We start from the raw sequence: 15403 nt of genomic DNA, 5'->3' as shown, positions 1-15403 counted from the left end.
CGGAGATCGCTCGTTCCGTGCTGACCGTCGGCTGGCAGCGGACGGTCGCCGACCAGCTCGCCACGGCGCTGAACGACGACGTATGGCGGTCCGCCCCGCGGTGGCGGGTCGGCCGAGTCGACTGTTCTGCCCTCGCCGACCTCGCGGACCAGGTGGACGACGCGAAGAATGCCGTGCACGACGCCGTCGGGACGGTGGCGGCACGAGCGGCGAAGCGCCTAGGCCGCGGCTCGCTCGAACGGGAGATTCTGGCGGCGTTCGCGCGACGAATCCCACTGCCCGGGGACGAGCAGGCGGACGCGGTCGTGCACGGGCTGCGTGTGACGGGCGTCTTCGTGTGCCTCGTCGGGAACGGTGACGTCCTCTCGTGCCCGTGCTTCCGGGCGTTGGCGAAGGACCGGACGAAAGAGGAGCTCACCGAGCTGCTGGAGCGGCGGCTAGACGAGATCGTGGCCGAATACCGAACCCGGTGGCAGCAGCCATGATCCGAGCTCTGCGAAGATCGAGGGATCGGTGATCGTCTGAGGGGGAGCTGATGGCGGACGCTCAGGCCACGGTGGCGGCCGCTCGCGACTTGGCCGCGCGCGGCACCGCCCTGCTCGGTCGGGCCGAAGAGCTTCGCGCTCGTGCCTCACACCAGTTGGACGCCCTGAAGGCGGACGAGGTTCAGCGGCGGCTCCAGGCCATGCCGGTGTCCGTGCTGAAGGAGGCGGCCGGCCGGGGCGTCCGATGGGCCGCGATCGAGCAGGCCGGGCTGCGCAGCGTCGCCGACGTGCAGAGCATGCGCCTCCTCGTCGGGGTGCCCGGCGTGGGGGAGCGGTCCGCGGAGCAGGTGACGCGCGCCGCGCGGGCCGCGGCGGTCGCGGTCCGGGCCGAGACCCGGTTCCGGTTCGATCCTGACCGCGCCACGCGGGCACAGGCCGAGCTCCTGGCCACCGTCGCCGCGTTGAGGGCCGCCGAGGAGGCGCAGACGCTCCGGCCGCACCTGGATCGGCTGCTGGACCGCACCGAGCCGCTCGCCGACCAGGCCGCGCTGCTCGGCAGCTGGTGGAAGCGGAACCTGGCCGGGCGGCGGCGGCGCGCCGAGGCCCAGCGTGCGCTCGACGACCTGGCGGGCCTCCTCGCCGAACCCTCGACGAGCGCGGTGGTCGCGGGCATCGCGGAGCACGAGCAGCGTGTGGATCCAGGCGCCTACCGGCAGCGGCAGCTGTGGGCGGACTACGGGCGGGACGCCGCGGCCGTCAACGCGCTGCTGTCCACGATGGACGACCGCGTGGACGAGGCGTCTGCGCAGGGGTTCGTGCCGGACGAGCTGCGGCAGCGGATCGTCGCCGTGCCGCTGGACACCTCGCTCCTGCGTGCGACCCTGCGCGGCTACCAGCAGTTCGGCGCCCAGTACGCCCTGCATCAGCAGCGGTCGATGCTCGGTGACGAGATGGGCCTCGGCAAGACGCTGCAGGCCCTGGCGACGATGTGTCACCTCGCCGCGAACGGGCAGCGCCAGTTCCTGGTCGTCTGCCCGGCCAGCGTGCTGGTCAACTGGCTCAAGGAGACCGAGCGGTTCACGACGCTGTCCGCGTACGTGCTGCACGGGCCCGAGCGGGAAGACGCGGGTGCCCGCTGGCTGCGGGACGGCGGGATCGGAGTGACGACGTTCGGCACCCTGGCGCGGCTGCCCGAGGCGGTGCGGGACGCCGAGACCGCCCTCCTCGTGGTCGACGAGGCGCACTACGCGAAGAACCCCGCCGCGGCACGTACCCGGGCGATCGCCGCCGCTGCGGGCCGCGCCCAGCGCGCCCTGTTCCTCACCGGCACCCCGATGGAGAACCGGGTCGAGGAGTTCCGGGCGCTCGTCGGGCACCTGCAGCCGCGGCTCGCCGCACGGATCGACGCCCGGGACGCGCTCGCCGGCGCCACGGCCTTCCGCCGCGCGGTCGCGGACGTCTACCTCCGACGCAACCAGGACGACGTCCTCGACGAGCTGCCGGAGCGCATCGAGACCGAGGCGTGGGTGCAGCTGACCGCGGACGACGCGGCGCGCTACCGGGCGGCGGTCGCCGCGGGCAACGTGATGGCGATGCGACGGGCTGCCCTGGAGTCGGCCCACTCAGCGAAACTCGAGCGGATCAAGGAGATCGTGGCCGAGGCGGCGGACGACGGGATGAAGGTCCTCGTTTTCAGCACGTTCCTCCCGGTGCTGGACCTACTGGCCCGGGAGCTGCCCGCGGTGTGCGGCCGCATCGACGGCTCGGTTGCGCCTGCAGCGCGCCAGGAGCTCGTTCAGGACTTCGCCGACCGCGCGGACCACGCCGTCCTGCTCAGCCAGATCGAGGCCGGCGGGGTGGGCCTGAACATCCAGGCCGCGTCCGTCGTCGTTCTGGCAGAGCCGCACTGGAAGCCGAGCGTGGAGGAGCAGGCGATCGCGCGCGCCCACCGGATGGGCCAGGTCCGGCCCGTCCATGTACACCGCGTCCTGGCCAAGGACTCCATCGACGAGCGGATCGTCGAGATCCAGCAGGGCAAGACCCAGCTGTTCGACGCCTTCGCTCGGCGCAGCGAGGCCAAGGAGCGCGACGATCGTGCGATCGACCCCGGCTCAGTGGAACGGCAGGTCGTAGCCGCTGAGCGCGAGCGTCTGAGGCTGTAGATGGTGACCGGTAGTCGTCCGGTCGATCAGGTCCGCCAAGAGAGCCTCCGCTTCATCGAGCGGGCGAGGCCGCTCAGCGTGGCCATCTCCGCAAGCGAACGTCCTTCAGGGGAGGGCGGCCGCCGAATGGGCACGCAGTATGACCCGGAGCCCCCGTTCGACGCCGGCACCCGGACACGGCGCCCCCGGAGGTGCTGGCCCGAGTGCGGGAGGCCCAGGGGGACCTCACCGCGCGCCGGGCCGCGGAGCGTCTCGGTGTCCGGCCCGTCCCGGCGGCCGGGGCTGAACCGCGCCCGGTCGCGGAAACCCGCTGGCCGCCATCCGCGGCCCGCACTACCGTTCTCGTAGCCGTGCACCGAACCGAGGAGGTGGGACCCGTGACCGCAGCAGACAGCCGGGTGCCCCCCTCCGGGGACACGGCCGGGCGGTAGGTCGCCCGGGAGCGCCCTCTCCCGAAGGGCACGACCATGCGACTTCTCACCGAACAGCGCCACGACGACCTGGTCGAGACGGCGTTCTCCCTCGACGACGACCCCGGCATCCTCTGGACGCCGACCACCCCGGCCGCAGCGACCACCCCGTCCCGCTGGTCCTCCTTGGCCACCCCGGCGGCCTGAGCCGGACGCACCCCCGGCTGCTCGCCCCGGCCCGATCCTGCGTGGCGGCCGGATTCGCCGCGGCGACCCTCGAACTGCCGGGAACCGGTGAGCGGCCCCGCCACCCCGACGCCGACCGGGCCCGGGTCGACCTGCGACGCGCGGTACGGGCCGGTGTGCCGGTGCCCGACGACGTCGTCGACCGGCTCGTCCTCCCGTTGGTCGAGCAGGCGGCCCCGGAGTGGCGGGCCGCGCTGGACGCGCTGCTCGCCCGGCCGGACCTGTGCGGGCCGGTCGCCTGGTCGGGCGGGATCATCTCGCTCGGCGTCCGGATGGCCGTGGTCGAGCCGCGCATCGCGGCCGCGGTCCTGTTCGCCGGGAGCTACGTGACCCGCGCGATCGTCGAGGAGGCCCGGACGGTCACCGTCCCGCTGCTGGTGCTGCTGCAGTGGGACGACGAGGGCAACGACCGGCAGCAGGCACTAGGCCTGTTCGACGCCCTCGGCAGCCGCGAGAGGACGCTGCACGCCAACACCGGTGGGCACACCGGCGTCCCCGCCTTCGAGGGCGACGACGCCGCCCGGTTCCTCACCCGGCACCTGAGACCCGGCGCCTGAGGTGAGTGGTCAGCCGACCTCGCTCGGGACCGGCCGCGGGAACCGACGGGCCGACACCCGGCACAACCTGGTGCTCTGCCCCGACGTGTCGGTGCTCGCCGTCGTACCGGGCCGCGGCGACGTCGTCCGGCTCACCGGCACCGCCCGGGTCGACGTGGACCCGGGGCTGCTCGCGACGATGGCACTGCGCGACACGGCGCCCGACGCGGCCGTCGTGCTGGGAAGCCGGGAGCGCCGAGCTCGTGCGGTGCCCCGGCCCCGCACCGGAACCGGTGCGGCTGGCCGTGCGCGGCTGGCTGTCGTTCCTCGTCGCCGTCTGCCTGGACTGGCTGGAGAACCCCGTCCTGGACCGGACCGCGGTCCGCGAGCTCTGTGCGGACACGCTGACCGGGGCGCTCGGTGCGAGCGGCCACGGGGCGCCGCCCACCGCGCCGGACCCGGACCTCCGCGCCGCGCCCCCCGACTAGTACGTGCCGGGTCAGCCGGCCCGGGGGATCCCCAGGATCCGGCGGCGCAGCGCGTCCCGGTCGCCCTCGGCCGGTGCGGTCCCGTCGACGAAGTCCCGCAGCAGCCCCACGAACCGGTCCGGCTGCTCGGCGTGCGGGAAGTGTCCCGCGCCGTCGAACACCTCCAGCCGGCTGTCGGGCAGCCGGTCGTGCGCGGCGAGGGTGTGGGCGAGCGGGATGACCCGGTCGCGGTTCCCCCCGACCAGGAGCACGGGCACCTCCTCGAGCAGGTGCAGGCGCTGCGCCCCGTCGAGGCGCTGGCCGGACGGCTCCAGCGCACCCCGCGCGGTCTGGACGAACGCGCCGCGGGTGCCGCGGTCGGCGAAGGTCTCCAGTGCGGTGTGCACACCGTCGATGTCCGAGCGCGGTGCGGCGCCGACCCGGTGGGCCAGCCGGTGCGCGGCGCGGCGCATCCACGGCGGGGTCAGCGACGCCGCCGAGCGGAGCACCAGCTCGGTGCCCGGCAGGCTCGCCGCTCGCAGCGCGAGGGTCAGGTCGTGGCCGAGACCGCCGGAGGACACGAGCACGACCCGCTCGGTGAACTCGGGGAACTGGTGCGCGAACTGCATCGCGATGCCGCCGCCGAACGAGTGCCCCACGATCGTCGCCCGCTCGACGTCGAGCGCGGCCAGCAGGTCCCGCAGCCCGGTCGCGTAGCCGCCGAGGGAGTAGTCGCCGCTGCGCGGGGCCTCGCTGGCGCCGTGGCCAAGCAGGTCCGGCGCGATCACGTGCAGCCCGCCGCCCAGCGCGTCGAACACCGGGGCCCACGTGCGTGAGCTCGCGGCGAGACCGTGCACGAGCAGGACCGTCGGGCCCTCGCCGCGGCCGGTCTCGCGGTAGCTCACACGCTGTCCGTGCAGCAGGATCTCGCGCTCCTGGGGGGACTGGTCCACCACTGGGCACCTCCGTACGTCGACGTCTCCATGATCCCCTCCGGACGGGCCCTCGGCGGTGGGGTCCGCCGGTGTCCTGGAGGCGTCGGCGAGGGGGGTTGTCAGGGGGTGGCCGCGCCGTCGAAGGACACCCCGGCCCGCTGCTGCGACAGGTCCCACACCCGGCGGGCGGCGTCGGCGTCGCGCAGTGGGCGGTAGAGCTCCTGCTCGGCGGGTGGTCCGCCCACCCGGCCCGGACCCTTCGGCCCGTAGAACACGGCGTGCCCGGCGTCCGGTGCGGTCGCGGCGAGCAGCGCGGGCAGCCCCGCCGAGTCGGCGGTCCCGACCAGCAGACCGGCCCGGGACAGCGCCCCGATCACCCGTCGCCCGGCGGACCGCCGTTCCCGGCCGAGATCGGGCCGGGCGTTCAGGAGGTTGGTCGGCGCGACGCCCGGGTGCGACAGGTTCGCGGTGACGCCCCAGCCCGCGGCGCGGCTGCGCCGGTCCAGCTCCAGGCCGAACAGCCCGAACGCGATCTTCGAGTGCCGGTAGGCGGCCATGCCGTCGTAGGAGCGCTCGGAGTCCGGGTCGTCCCACAGGACCGTGCCGCGGGCCGCGGCAACGCTGATCTGGCAGACCACCCGGGCGTGGCCCTCGCGCAGCAGCGGCAGCAGGTGCGCGACGAGCGCGACGTGGCCGAGGTGGTTCGTGCCGAACTGCAGCTCGAACCCGTCGGCGGTGGTGCGCCGCTCCGGCGGGGTCATCACGCCGGCGTTGTTGATCAGCAGGTGGACGGGGCGTCCCTCCGCGCGCAGGGTCTCCCCGAGCGCGGCGACCGAGGACAGCGAGGACAGGTCGAGCTCGCGCAGCGAGACGGCGGCACCGGGGTGCCGGTCGCGGATCCGGTCGGCGGCGGCGGCGCCCTTCGCGGCGTTGCGGACGGGCAGCACGACCTCGGCACCGGCGGCGGCGAGCCGGTCGGCGATGCCGAGCCCGACGCCGTCGCTGCCGCCGGTGACGACGGCGCGGCGCCCGGTCAGGTCGGGGAGGGTGAGGTCAGGGGTGCGTGGCATGGGGTCCAGCCTGGCCGGGTCGCGGCGCGGTATCCACGGATCGTCGATCCGTGGTTGCGGGCGCGGCGCGCGCGGTAGGACCGTCGGGAAGCCGCGGTCGCTGTCGGTGGCCGGGGACCGCGCGACACCGCGCTGCGGCCCCGGCCGTTCGCAGCCGCGAACGTCGGCAGACCTCCTCCGGGGTGCTGCGCGGACCCGCCGTACCCCGTTGTCACCTGCGGCAACACCTGTGGCGACAGGAGTCACACGTTAGGTGTGTGATCATGTCCCCCGATCGACGTGATACCGGCAACGTCGGTTGCAGAGGGTCCCTGCCTCGGTAGCGTTCGGACCGTGTCCACTCCGATCAGCCCGCGCAGTCGTCGTCGCGTCCTGCTCCCCGTCGCGAGGACGGCGACGTCGCTGTTCGTCGTCGGCGCGGTCGCCACGGCCGGGTGCGTGGGCGCGGTGGGGGCCACGGCGACGCCGGTCGCACACGCCGCCTCCACGTCGGTCCCGGCGGCGGGCCTGTCCGTCGCGGCGACGGTGACCATCGACGGCACGCAGTACCCGAACCCGCTGCGCCTGCTCGACGGCACCGGGGTCACCGACGTGGCCCGGTGGGAGGGCACCCGGCGCGCGGAGCTGCTCACGGCATTCCGCGAGAACGTCTACGGGCAGCCGTTGCCCAGGCCGACGAAGCAGACCGCCGACGTGCAGACCACCGAGGACGGCGACGTGGTCAGCAAGAAGGTCACGATCGGCATCACCGGTCCGGAGGGCACCGGGTCCTTCCCACTGCGGCTGTTCGTGCCGAAGGGCCAGACCCCGCGCGGCACCTTCCTGATGATCGACCACCGAGGCTCGGTCTCCGACGACCCGGGGCAGTCCTCGGACTACGCACCGGTCTCGACGATCACGAAGGCCGGGTACGCCTTCGCCCAGATCGACGCCAACGACATCGCCCCGGACGACAGCGGCAGCTACCGCAGCAAGATGATCAACCTGTTCCACCCGTCCGGGAGCGACCTGCCCGACGACGCCGGCCGGGCCGTCGCCGCCTGGGCCTGGGGCGCGAGCCGGGCGATGGACTATCTCCAGACCGACAAGGACATCGACCCGTCGAAGATCGCGGTCATCGGGCACTCCCGCAGCGGCAAGGCCGCGCTCTGGGCCGGCGCCCAGGACCCGCGCTTCGCCGCGGTCATCTCCAACAACTCGGGGTCGACCGGCGCGAAGCTCGCCCGCCGCGGCGACGGGGGAGTGGGCGCCGAGACGGTGTCGCGGGTCAACAGCTCCTTCCCGTACTGGTTCCCGAAGACCTACCAGGCCTACGGGGACAAGGTCGACGAGCTGCCCGTCGACCAGCACGAGCTGATGGGGCTGGTCGCGCCGCGCAGGCTGGTGATCGCCAGCGCCAGCGACGACTCCAACGCCGACCCGGAGGGCGAGTTCCTCGCCTACGAGGCGGCGAGCGAGATCTACGACCTGTACGGCCTCGGCGACAACGGACTGGGCACGACGGGCTGGAAGCCCGCCACCGACACGGCCTTCTCCGGGCCGGCGATGAGCTACCACCTGCGTTCCGGTGGGCACGGCCTCAAGGCGGCCGACTGGAACATCTACCTGAAGGGCGATCTGTTCACGCAGGCGTCGCCGCGCTGACCGCCCATGATTGGTACGCCCGTACGTGAATGTCGTTTCAGGCGATCTTCCTGGAATGCACACGTCGAGCGTTTGACGTCCCGGAGAAGTGTGTCGCCGTCCCCGGAGGCGGGGACGGTCGGTCCGCGATCCCGCGGTCCCGCAGGTGGAGCGCACGCCGGCGGTGTCCGCGCCCCGTTTCCGATGCGATTCCGGTGCATTCTTCAGAGTTACCGGAAAACGGGTCCGTGCGCTGTCGGATTCGGTGTCCCGGGCTCGGTGGTTGTCGTCGCGATAACGACGGACATTCCGCGGGAAGACAGGCGGAGAATGCGCGCGGACGGTGGTTTCCTGCGCGACGGGTGGTCCCGCGTCGTGGCGATCGGGTTCCACGACGTGGGACGGTGCCCGACTCGCCGTCCGGTGTCGGTGCGTTTCCGTGAGGTGCCGTCGCTGCTCACGGGCTCGGACTGACTCGTAGATGTGGCACTCGTCACATACTCGACCGACTAATTGCGATGCGCAATGCAATGTTGCGTAGCGGAAGAATGCACCGGAATGCGTCCGACCTGCGCCGATGTGTTTTCCGTGAGGATCGGGCCGGACGGGACGTCGCGATCCGCTCACCGACCGTCGCGCGCAATTCCGTGTTGCTCGGCGCAATGGCGGCGGGCGCAATGGATTCGTAACCGGAGAACCGCGATGCTGTGGTTACCGTGCGACCCACCACCGAACCGCACCGGCCGCCTGCACACCACGCGGGGAGCGGCCGTCCCGGACAGACAGGACTCTGATGCGATCACCTCGAGTCGCGGCGCTGCTCGCGCTCTCCCTGACCTCCGCGCTGGTGCTCAGCGCCTGTGGCGGCGGGGGAGGCGGCACCACGGGCGACGCCCAGGGCGCCCCCACGATCTCGGTCTACGGCACCGAGCCGGAGAACGCCCTGCTGCCGGGTAACACCCGTGAGGTCGGCGGTAGCAAGATCCTGGATGCGCTGTGGTCCGGCCTGGTCGACTACAACCAGCAGGGCGAGCCGGAGAACAAGGTCGCCGAGTCCATCGAGTCCCCCGACTCGCAGAACTGGACGATCCGCCTGAAGGAGGGCTGGACCTTCCACGACGGCACGCCCGTCACGGCGAAGAGCTTCGTCGACGCGTGGAACTACGTGGCCCTGAAGACCAACGCGCAGTCCAGCTCGGAGTTCTTCTCCAACATCGCCGGGTTCGACCAGGTCAACCCGGACGAGGGTGAGCCCACGGCGCAGGCGATGTCAGGTCTGCAGGTCGTCGACGACCGTACCTTCACCGTCGCGCTGACCGCGCCGTCGCCGATCTTCGTGAACACCCTCGGCGACGTGGCGTTCTACCCGATGCCCGAGTCGTTCTTCGCCGACCCGGCCGCGTTCGAGGCGAACCCCGTCGGCAACGGCCCGTTCCGCTTCGAGGCCCGCGTCCCCGATCAGAACGTGACCGTGACCCGCTACGAGCAGTGGGGCGGCGAGCAGCCGGTCTCCGTCGGCGGCGTCGAGTTCCGCTTCTACGCCGACAGCGAGGCCGCCTACCAGGACGTCGTCAGCGGCAACCTGGACTTCCTCGAGTCGATCCCGGGCTCGTTCCTGATCGACAACCTGTACCAGCAGGACCTGGCCGACCGGAACGGCAACCAGCCCTACGCCGGCATCAACACGATGACCTTCCCGATCTACGACCAGCGCTACGCCGACCCGCAGCTGCGGCAGGCGATCTCCATGGCCGTCGACCGGCAGGCGATCATCGACAACGTCTACAACGGACTCGTCCAGCCGGCCACCGGGTTCATCCCGGAGGGCGTGCCCGGCAAGGTCGACGACCAGTGCGGCGAGCTGTGCACCTTCTCCCCGGAGCGGGCCAAGCAGCAGTTCGACGCCTCCGGCTTCACCGGCCCGATCGAGCTGATCTCGAACGTCGACTCGGCGATCAACCGCGAATGGATGCAGGCCGCCTGCGTCAGCATCAGCAACACCCTCGGCGTGCCCTGCAACTTCGTCCCGGTCCCGACCTTCTCGGAGTTCCTGGACCAGCGCCGGGCCGAGAACCTGACCGGGATCTTCCGCTCCGGCTGGGTCGCCTCGACCCCGACGATGGAGTACGTGCTGCGCCCGCAGTACACGACGGGAGCGGCGAACAACAACAGCGGCTACACCAACCCGCGCTTCGACGCCCTGGTGAACCAGGGTTCGACCGCGGCCACCGCCGAGGAGGCCTACGCGCTGTGGGCCGAGGCCGAGCGCGTCCTCATCCAGGACATGCCCGCCGTCGCGATCAACGACCAGTCCGCGCAGTTCGGCTGGTCGCCGCGTCTGCAGAACGTCGAGCTGACCTACGGTCGTGAGCTGGACCTGGAGAGCGTGACCGTCCAGGAGTGACGCCGTCCCACCACCACACCGGCGGCCGGGCGACCCCCGGCCGCCGGTGCACGTGCCCGGCGCGAACCGCCGGACCCCGAACCCGGAGGTGACCCGTGGGGCGCTATGTCCTGCGACGACTCCTGCAACTCGTGCCGGTGTTCCTCGGCACCACGTTCCTCATCTACTTCATGGTCTGGGCGCTGCCCGGCGACCCGCTCGCCGGCAAGTGCGGTGACCAGGCCTGCCCGCCCGCGTTCATCGAGCGCATGCGCGAGGAGTACGGGCTCGACCAGTCGATCTTCGTCCAGTACGTCACGTACCTGGGCAACCTGCTGCAGGGCGACTTCGGCGAGAACTTCCGCGGCCAGGAGGTCGCGACGCTGATCGCGAACGCCTACCCGGTCACGATCAAGCTCGCGGTCGTCGCGCTGGTCATCCAGGCGATCATCGGCCTGACCGCGGGCGTGCTCACCGGGCTGCGGCCCGGCGGGTTCCTCGACAACGTCGTGCTCACCGCGACGCTGTTCCTGGTCGCCGTGCCGGTCTTCGTGACCGGCTACGTGCTGCAGTCGGTCCTCGGGCTGCGGCTGGGCCTGATCCCGCCGACGGTCCCGGCGGACCCGGGGTTCCTGGACCTCGTCGTGCCCGGCTACGTGCTCGGCAGCCTGTCGCTGGCCTACGTGGCCCGGCTGACCCGGACGTCGATCGCGGAGAACCTGCGGGCCGACTACGTCCGTACGGCGACCGCGAAGGGCCTGACCCGGCGTCGCGTCGTCGGGGTCCACCTGACCCGCAACTCGGCGATCCCGGTGATCACCTTCCTCGGCGCGGACTTCGGCACGCTCATGGGCGGAGCGATCGTCACCGAGGGCATCTTCAACATCCGCGGGATCGGTGGGCTCATCTTCGGCTCCATCCAACGGCTCGACGGGGTGGTCGTCACCGGCGTCGTCGTCCTGCTGGTGATCGTCTACCTGCTCGCGAATCTCGTCGTGGACGTCACCTACGCGCTGCTCGACCCGAGGATCCGCCTTGACTGACCCCACCACCGCCACCGCCGACAAGCCCGTCGCCGCCGCCGGCCGCGCCGAGGCGACGGCCCGCACCCGCAGCCTCAGCGGCGACGCCTGGCACGACCTGCGTCGTCGCCCGCTGTTCCTCGTCGCGGCGGGCCTCATCACGTTCCTGCTGGTCATGGCCGCGTTCCCGCAGCTGTTCACCTCGGTCGACCCCACCCTCGGTGACCTGTCCCGGGCCCGCGAGGACCCGTCGGCCCAGGCCTGGTTCGGCTACGACCACCTCGGCCGTGACGTCTACGCGCGCACCGTCTACGGGACCCGCGTCTCGATCGTCGTCGGGGTGCTGGCGACGACGGCGGTCGTGGGAGTCGGCGCCGTCATGGGCCTGATCGCCGGGTTCGCCGGCGGCTGGGTCGACTCGCTGCTCGCCCGCGTCGCCGACGTCTTCTTCGGCGTGCCGTTCATCCTCGGCGCGATCGTCGTGCTCTCCACCTTCCGGGCGTCGGTCGGGCAGAGCGTGATCGGCATCAGCGGCCTGGTGATCGGCACGATCGGGCTGCTGTCCTGGCCGATCGTCATGCGGATCATGCGGTCCGCCGCGATCGCCGCCCGCAACCAGGACTACGTCAAGGCCGCCCGCGCGCTCGGTGCGAGCCCGTGGCGGATCATCCGGCGGCACATGCTGCCCAACACCATCGCCCCGGTGATGGTGTACGCGACGATCGCGCTCGGTGCGTTCATCGGGGCCGAGGCCACGCTGTCGTTCCTCGGCGTCGGCCTGCGCGACCCCGTCGTCTCGTGGGGCGTGATGATCAGCGAGGCGCAGAGCTATCTGCGGACCTCGCCGCACCTGCTCCTGTTCCCCGGCGCGTTCCTCGTCGTCACCGTGCTGGCCTTCGTGCTGCTCGGCGACGCCGTGCGCGACGCGTTCGACCCGAAGGGCCGGTCATGACCCCGCTGCTCGAGGTGGAGGACCTGCACGTCGAGTTCGGCACCCGCGACGGCGTCGCCCGGGTGCTGAACGGCGTCGGCTACCAGGTGCACGCGGGGGAGACCCTCGCCGTCCTGGGGGAGTCGGGGTCGGGCAAGTCGGTCACCGCGAACACGGTGATGGGCATCCTGCCGACCCCGCCCGCGACCGTCACGGCGGGCTCGGTCCGCTACCGCGGCGAGGAGCTGCTCACCGCGACCGAGGAACGGCGCCGCGAGCTGCGCGGCGAGAACGTCGCGATGATCTTCCAGGACGCGCTGTCGGCGCTGAACCCGGTGTTCACCGTCGGGTTCCAGATCGGGGAGCAGCTGCGGACCCGGCGCGGGATGAGCAAGCGCGACGCGCGGGCCCGCGCCGTCGAGCTGCTCGACCTCGTCGGGATCCCCGGGGCGGCGCAGCGGGTCACGAACTTCCCGCACGAGTTCTCCGGCGGGATGCGCCAGCGCGTCATGATCGCGATGTCGCTGGCGCTCGACCCGGACGTGCTCATCGCCGACGAGCCGACGACCGCGCTCGACGTCACCGTGCAGGCCCAGATCATGGATCTGCTCGCCGAGATCCAGCGCGAACGGGAGATGGGGCTGGTCCTCATCACCCACGACCTCGGCGTCGTCGCGGAGGTCGCCGACCGGATCGCGGTGATGTACGCGGGCCGCATCGTCGAGCAGGGCGACGTGCACCAGCTCTTCGCGAACCCGGCCCACCCCTACACCGAGGCGCTGCTCGCGTCGATCCCGCGGCTCGACAGCAAGGGCACCGAGCTGCGGGCGATCACCGGGCTCCCGCCGACGCTCACCGCCATCCCCGACGGCTGCCCGTTCCACCCGCGCTGCCCGCGCGCGGTGGAGCGCTGCCTCGGGACCGACCCGCCGCTGATCCCGCTGCCCGGAGCGCGGGCGTCGGCGTGCCTGTTCGCGGAGGACCTCGTATGAGCGAGCCCGTTCTCGAGGTCGACGACCTCGTCAAGCACTTCCCGGTGAAGGTCGGTGCGGTCGTCAAGCGCACCGTCGGCCACGTGCGCGCCGTCGACGGCGTCTCGTTCGCGCTGAACAAGGGCGAGACGCTGGGCATCGTCGGCGAGTCCGGCTGCGGGAAGTCGACCCTGGCCCAGGTGCTGATGCGGCTGGAACCGCCGACGTCGGGCTCGGTGCGCTTCCACGGCGAGGACATCTTCGCCCGCCGCGGGGCGGAGCTGCGGGCGCTGCGCCGGCAGATGCAGATCGTGCTGCAGGACCCGTACACCTCGCTGAACCCGCGGATGACGGTCGCCGACATCGTCGGGGAGCCGTTCGAGATCCACCCCGAGGTCGCGCCGAAGGGGGAGCGACGGGCGAAGGTGCAGGAGCTGCTCGACGTCGTCGGGCTCAACCCCGACTTCGTCAACCGCTACCCGCACCAGTTCTCCGGGGGGCAGCGGCAGCGCATCGGGATCGCCCGCGCGCTCGCGCTGCGCCCGGAGATCATCGTGTGCGACGAGCCGGTGTCCGCGCTCGACGTGTCCATCCAGGCGCAGGTGATGAACCTGCTCGGGAACCTGCAGCGCGAGTTCGGGCTGTCCTACATCTTCATCGCCCACGACCTGTCCGTCGTGCGGCACCTGTCGGACCGGGTCGGCGTGATGTACCTGGGCAAGATGGTGGAGCTCGGGACCGAGCAGGAGATCTACACCCGGGCGTCGCACCCGTACACCCAGGCGCTGCTCTCCGCGGTGCCGGTGCCCGACCCGTCGGTCCGGGAGGGGCGCACGCGGATCCGGCTCACCGGTGACGTCCCGAGCCCGGTGGACCCGCCGAGCGGCTGCCGGTTCCGGACGCGCTGCTGGAAGGCCACCGACATCTGCGCGACCGAGGAGCCGCCCCTGGTGACGCGGCCGGGTGGGCACCATCCGAGCGCGTGCCACCACGCCAGCGAGGAGTACCTGCTGCCGACCTGACACACCGGGCGGAGCGGACCTCGACCCCCGCGGACGGCCGGGGTCCGCCCGGCCGCTCCTCAGACCCGCGCGCCGTACCGGCGGGCGTCGTCGCGGGAAAGGGTCCGCCCCGCCCCGCACACGGAACACCGCATCTCGTAGCGGCTGCGCAGCGGCAGCACCGGCACGAAGAACAGCGTGAACCGGGTCCTCCGGTGCACCGCGGGCTGCGGACCCGCGTGACCGCAGGTCCCGCAGCCCAGCGCGACCAGGCCCAGCGGGCGCTCCTTGCGGGACAGCCCGAAGATGACCAGCACGACTCCAGGTTAGAGGCGTGCCACCTCCCGCAGCGCGGCGAGCGCCCCGGCCTCGACGAGGTCGGCGTTGATCGCGGCCCCCGCGAACGCCCCCGCGGCCGCCGCGGCCCCCACCTGCGCGCTCAGGTCGGTGATGTTGCCCGCGACCCACACGCCCTCGACCGTGCTGCGGCCCATCGCGTCGGCGACGAGGTGCTGCCCCATCCCGCTCGGGTGCTCGGCCGGGACCAGGCCCAGCTCGGCGAGGAAGCCGGCGCGGGCCTCCATCCGGGGCGCCACCGCGACGACCTCGCGCGCCAGCACGCCGGTCGGCGTGACCAGCCCGGTGATCGCGCCGCCGGACCGCACGACCTCGTTCACCGGCCCGTCGACGACGGCGATGCCGAGCGCGTCGAAGCGTTCCCGCTGCTCCGTGGTCGGCCCCGTCGAGTGCGACACGTAGACCACGTCCGCGCTGAGCTGCCGGAACAGCAACGCCTGGTGCGCGGAGCCGGGGGCGGTCCCGAGCACCGCGATCGGGCGGTCGCGCACCTCGTAGCCGTGGCAGTAGGGACAGTGGACGACGTCGGCGCCCCACCCCTGCGCGAGTCCCGGCACGTCGGGCAGCACGTCGACCAGTCCGGTCGTGACAAGCAGCCGCCGGGCGTCGAGGGTGGTGCCGTCGGCGAGGGTCACGGTGAAGCCGTCGCCGGTGCGGCGGGCGCCGACGACCTCGCCGTCGACGAGCGTGCCGCCGTAGCGGCGGACCTCCTCACGGCCGGTCGCGAGCAGCTCGGCCGGGGCGACGCCGTCGCGGGCGAACAGGCCGTGCGCGGCGGCGGCCGGGGCGTTGCGCGGCGAGCCG

Annotated in this window: 15 protein-coding genes; 11 read left to right on the top strand and 4 right to left on the bottom strand. The window is 72.6% G+C overall.

The features are described from left to right. Window positions 1-17: 17 nt before the first annotated feature. The 5 genes from GTW08_RS24370 (at window position 18) to GTW08_RS31210 (ending at window position 4327) form a co-directional block, all read left to right on the top strand. Complete coding sequence (locus GTW08_RS24370) at window positions 18-485, top strand: hypothetical protein (protein ID WP_073574110.1); 468 nt, start codon at window positions 18-20, stop codon at window positions 483-485. Between the two features lie 206 nt (window positions 486-691). Further along, complete coding sequence (locus GTW08_RS24365; protein WP_139282687.1) at window positions 692-2647, top strand: SNF2-related protein; 1956 nt, start codon at window positions 692-694, stop codon at window positions 2645-2647. 467 nt (window positions 2648-3114) lie between these two features. Further along, window positions 3115-3264, top strand: coding sequence for a hypothetical protein (locus tag GTW08_RS33080; protein WP_337825959.1), 150 nt, complete (start codon window positions 3115-3117; stop codon window positions 3262-3264). Between the two features lie 41 nt (window positions 3265-3305). Further along, window positions 3306-3860, top strand: a complete 555-nt coding sequence (locus GTW08_RS24360) for an alpha/beta hydrolase (protein WP_337825960.1) — start codon at window positions 3306-3308, stop codon at window positions 3858-3860. Between the two features lie 242 nt (window positions 3861-4102). Continuing rightward, window positions 4103-4327, top strand: a complete 225-nt coding sequence (locus GTW08_RS31210) for a hypothetical protein (RefSeq protein WP_202417626.1) — start codon at window positions 4103-4105, stop codon at window positions 4325-4327. Between the two features lie 11 nt (window positions 4328-4338). On the opposite strand, the gene GTW08_RS24350 is transcribed toward GTW08_RS31210, so the two are convergent. Together GTW08_RS24350 and GTW08_RS24345 are read right to left on the bottom strand one after the other, a co-directional pair. Next, complete coding sequence (locus GTW08_RS24350; protein WP_073574395.1) at window positions 4339-5259, bottom strand: alpha/beta fold hydrolase; 921 nt, start codon at window positions 5257-5259, stop codon at window positions 4339-4341. A gap of 101 nt (window positions 5260-5360) precedes the next feature. Further along, window positions 5361-6311 (bottom strand): SDR family oxidoreductase, encoded by a 951-nt coding sequence (locus GTW08_RS24345; RefSeq protein WP_073574107.1) that lies wholly within the window; start codon window positions 6309-6311, stop codon window positions 5361-5363. A 333-nt stretch (window positions 6312-6644) separates the two neighbouring features. Between GTW08_RS24345 and GTW08_RS24340 the strand changes: the two genes are divergently transcribed. The 6 genes from GTW08_RS24340 to GTW08_RS24315 all read left to right on the top strand — a co-directional run bounded on the left by GTW08_RS24340 (window position 6645) and on the right by GTW08_RS24315 (window position 14263). Continuing rightward, the gene (locus GTW08_RS24340; protein ID WP_304580023.1) at window positions 6645-7955 is read left to right on the top strand and encodes a dienelactone hydrolase family protein; all 1311 of its coding nucleotides are present in this window, start codon (window positions 6645-6647) and stop codon (window positions 7953-7955) included. Between the two features lie 772 nt (window positions 7956-8727). Further along, complete coding sequence (locus GTW08_RS24335; protein ID WP_083658127.1) at window positions 8728-10338, top strand: peptide ABC transporter substrate-binding protein; 1611 nt, start codon at window positions 8728-8730, stop codon at window positions 10336-10338. 95 nt (window positions 10339-10433) lie between these two features. Next, a complete protein-coding gene (locus GTW08_RS24330; RefSeq protein ID WP_073574469.1) occupies window positions 10434-11360 on the top strand; it encodes an ABC transporter permease in 927 nt (308 codons plus the stop codon). Continuing rightward, complete coding sequence (locus tag GTW08_RS24325) at window positions 11353-12291, top strand: ABC transporter permease (protein WP_073574470.1); 939 nt, start codon at window positions 11353-11355, stop codon at window positions 12289-12291. Before GTW08_RS24330 ends, GTW08_RS24325 begins: the two co-directional genes overlap by 8 nt. Continuing rightward, the gene (locus GTW08_RS24320; RefSeq protein WP_073574471.1) at window positions 12288-13262 is read left to right on the top strand and encodes an ABC transporter ATP-binding protein; all 975 of its coding nucleotides are present in this window, start codon (window positions 12288-12290) and stop codon (window positions 13260-13262) included. The genes GTW08_RS24325 and GTW08_RS24320 overlap by 4 nt, the downstream gene beginning before the upstream one ends. Then, window positions 13259-14263, top strand: a complete 1005-nt coding sequence (locus GTW08_RS24315; RefSeq protein ID WP_073574472.1) for an ABC transporter ATP-binding protein — start codon at window positions 13259-13261, stop codon at window positions 14261-14263. Before GTW08_RS24320 ends, GTW08_RS24315 begins: the two co-directional genes overlap by 4 nt. 59 nt (window positions 14264-14322) lie before the next feature. Here GTW08_RS24315 and GTW08_RS24310 read toward each other — a convergent pair whose 3' ends face one another. Further along, the gene (locus tag GTW08_RS24310; protein ID WP_073574473.1) at window positions 14323-14559 is read right to left on the bottom strand and encodes a hypothetical protein; all 237 of its coding nucleotides are present in this window, start codon (window positions 14557-14559) and stop codon (window positions 14323-14325) included. Window positions 14560-14568: 9 nt separating this feature from the next. After that, window positions 14569-15403: NAD(P)/FAD-dependent oxidoreductase (locus GTW08_RS24305; RefSeq protein ID WP_161152591.1), on the bottom strand; the 835-nt coding region annotated here is incomplete at its 5' end.

The organism is Pseudonocardia sp. SID8383 (assembly GCF_009864975.1).
Taxonomy (GTDB): Bacteria; Actinomycetota; Actinomycetes; order Mycobacteriales; family Pseudonocardiaceae; genus Pseudonocardia; species Pseudonocardia alni.
Note: the sequence above shows the minus strand (reverse complement) of the source record. Positions and strands in the feature narration are given on the sequence as shown.

Excerpts from the sequence above, each read along its gene's own strand:
- GTW08_RS33080 (WP_337825959.1), top strand. The coding sequence starts at position 3,115 with ATGCGACTTCTCACCGAACAGCGCCACGACGACCTGGTCGAGACGGCG.
- GTW08_RS24345 (WP_073574107.1), bottom strand. The coding sequence starts at position 6,311 with ATGCCACGCACCCCTGACCTCACCCTCCCCGACCTGACCGGGCGCCGC.
- GTW08_RS24335 (WP_083658127.1), top strand. The coding sequence starts at position 8,728 with ATGCGATCACCTCGAGTCGCGGCGCTGCTCGCGCTCTCCCTGACCTCC.
- GTW08_RS24320 (WP_073574471.1), top strand. The coding sequence starts at position 12,288 with ATGACCCCGCTGCTCGAGGTGGAGGACCTGCACGTCGAGTTCGGCACC.
- GTW08_RS24315 (WP_073574472.1), top strand. The coding sequence starts at position 13,259 with ATGAGCGAGCCCGTTCTCGAGGTCGACGACCTCGTCAAGCACTTCCCG.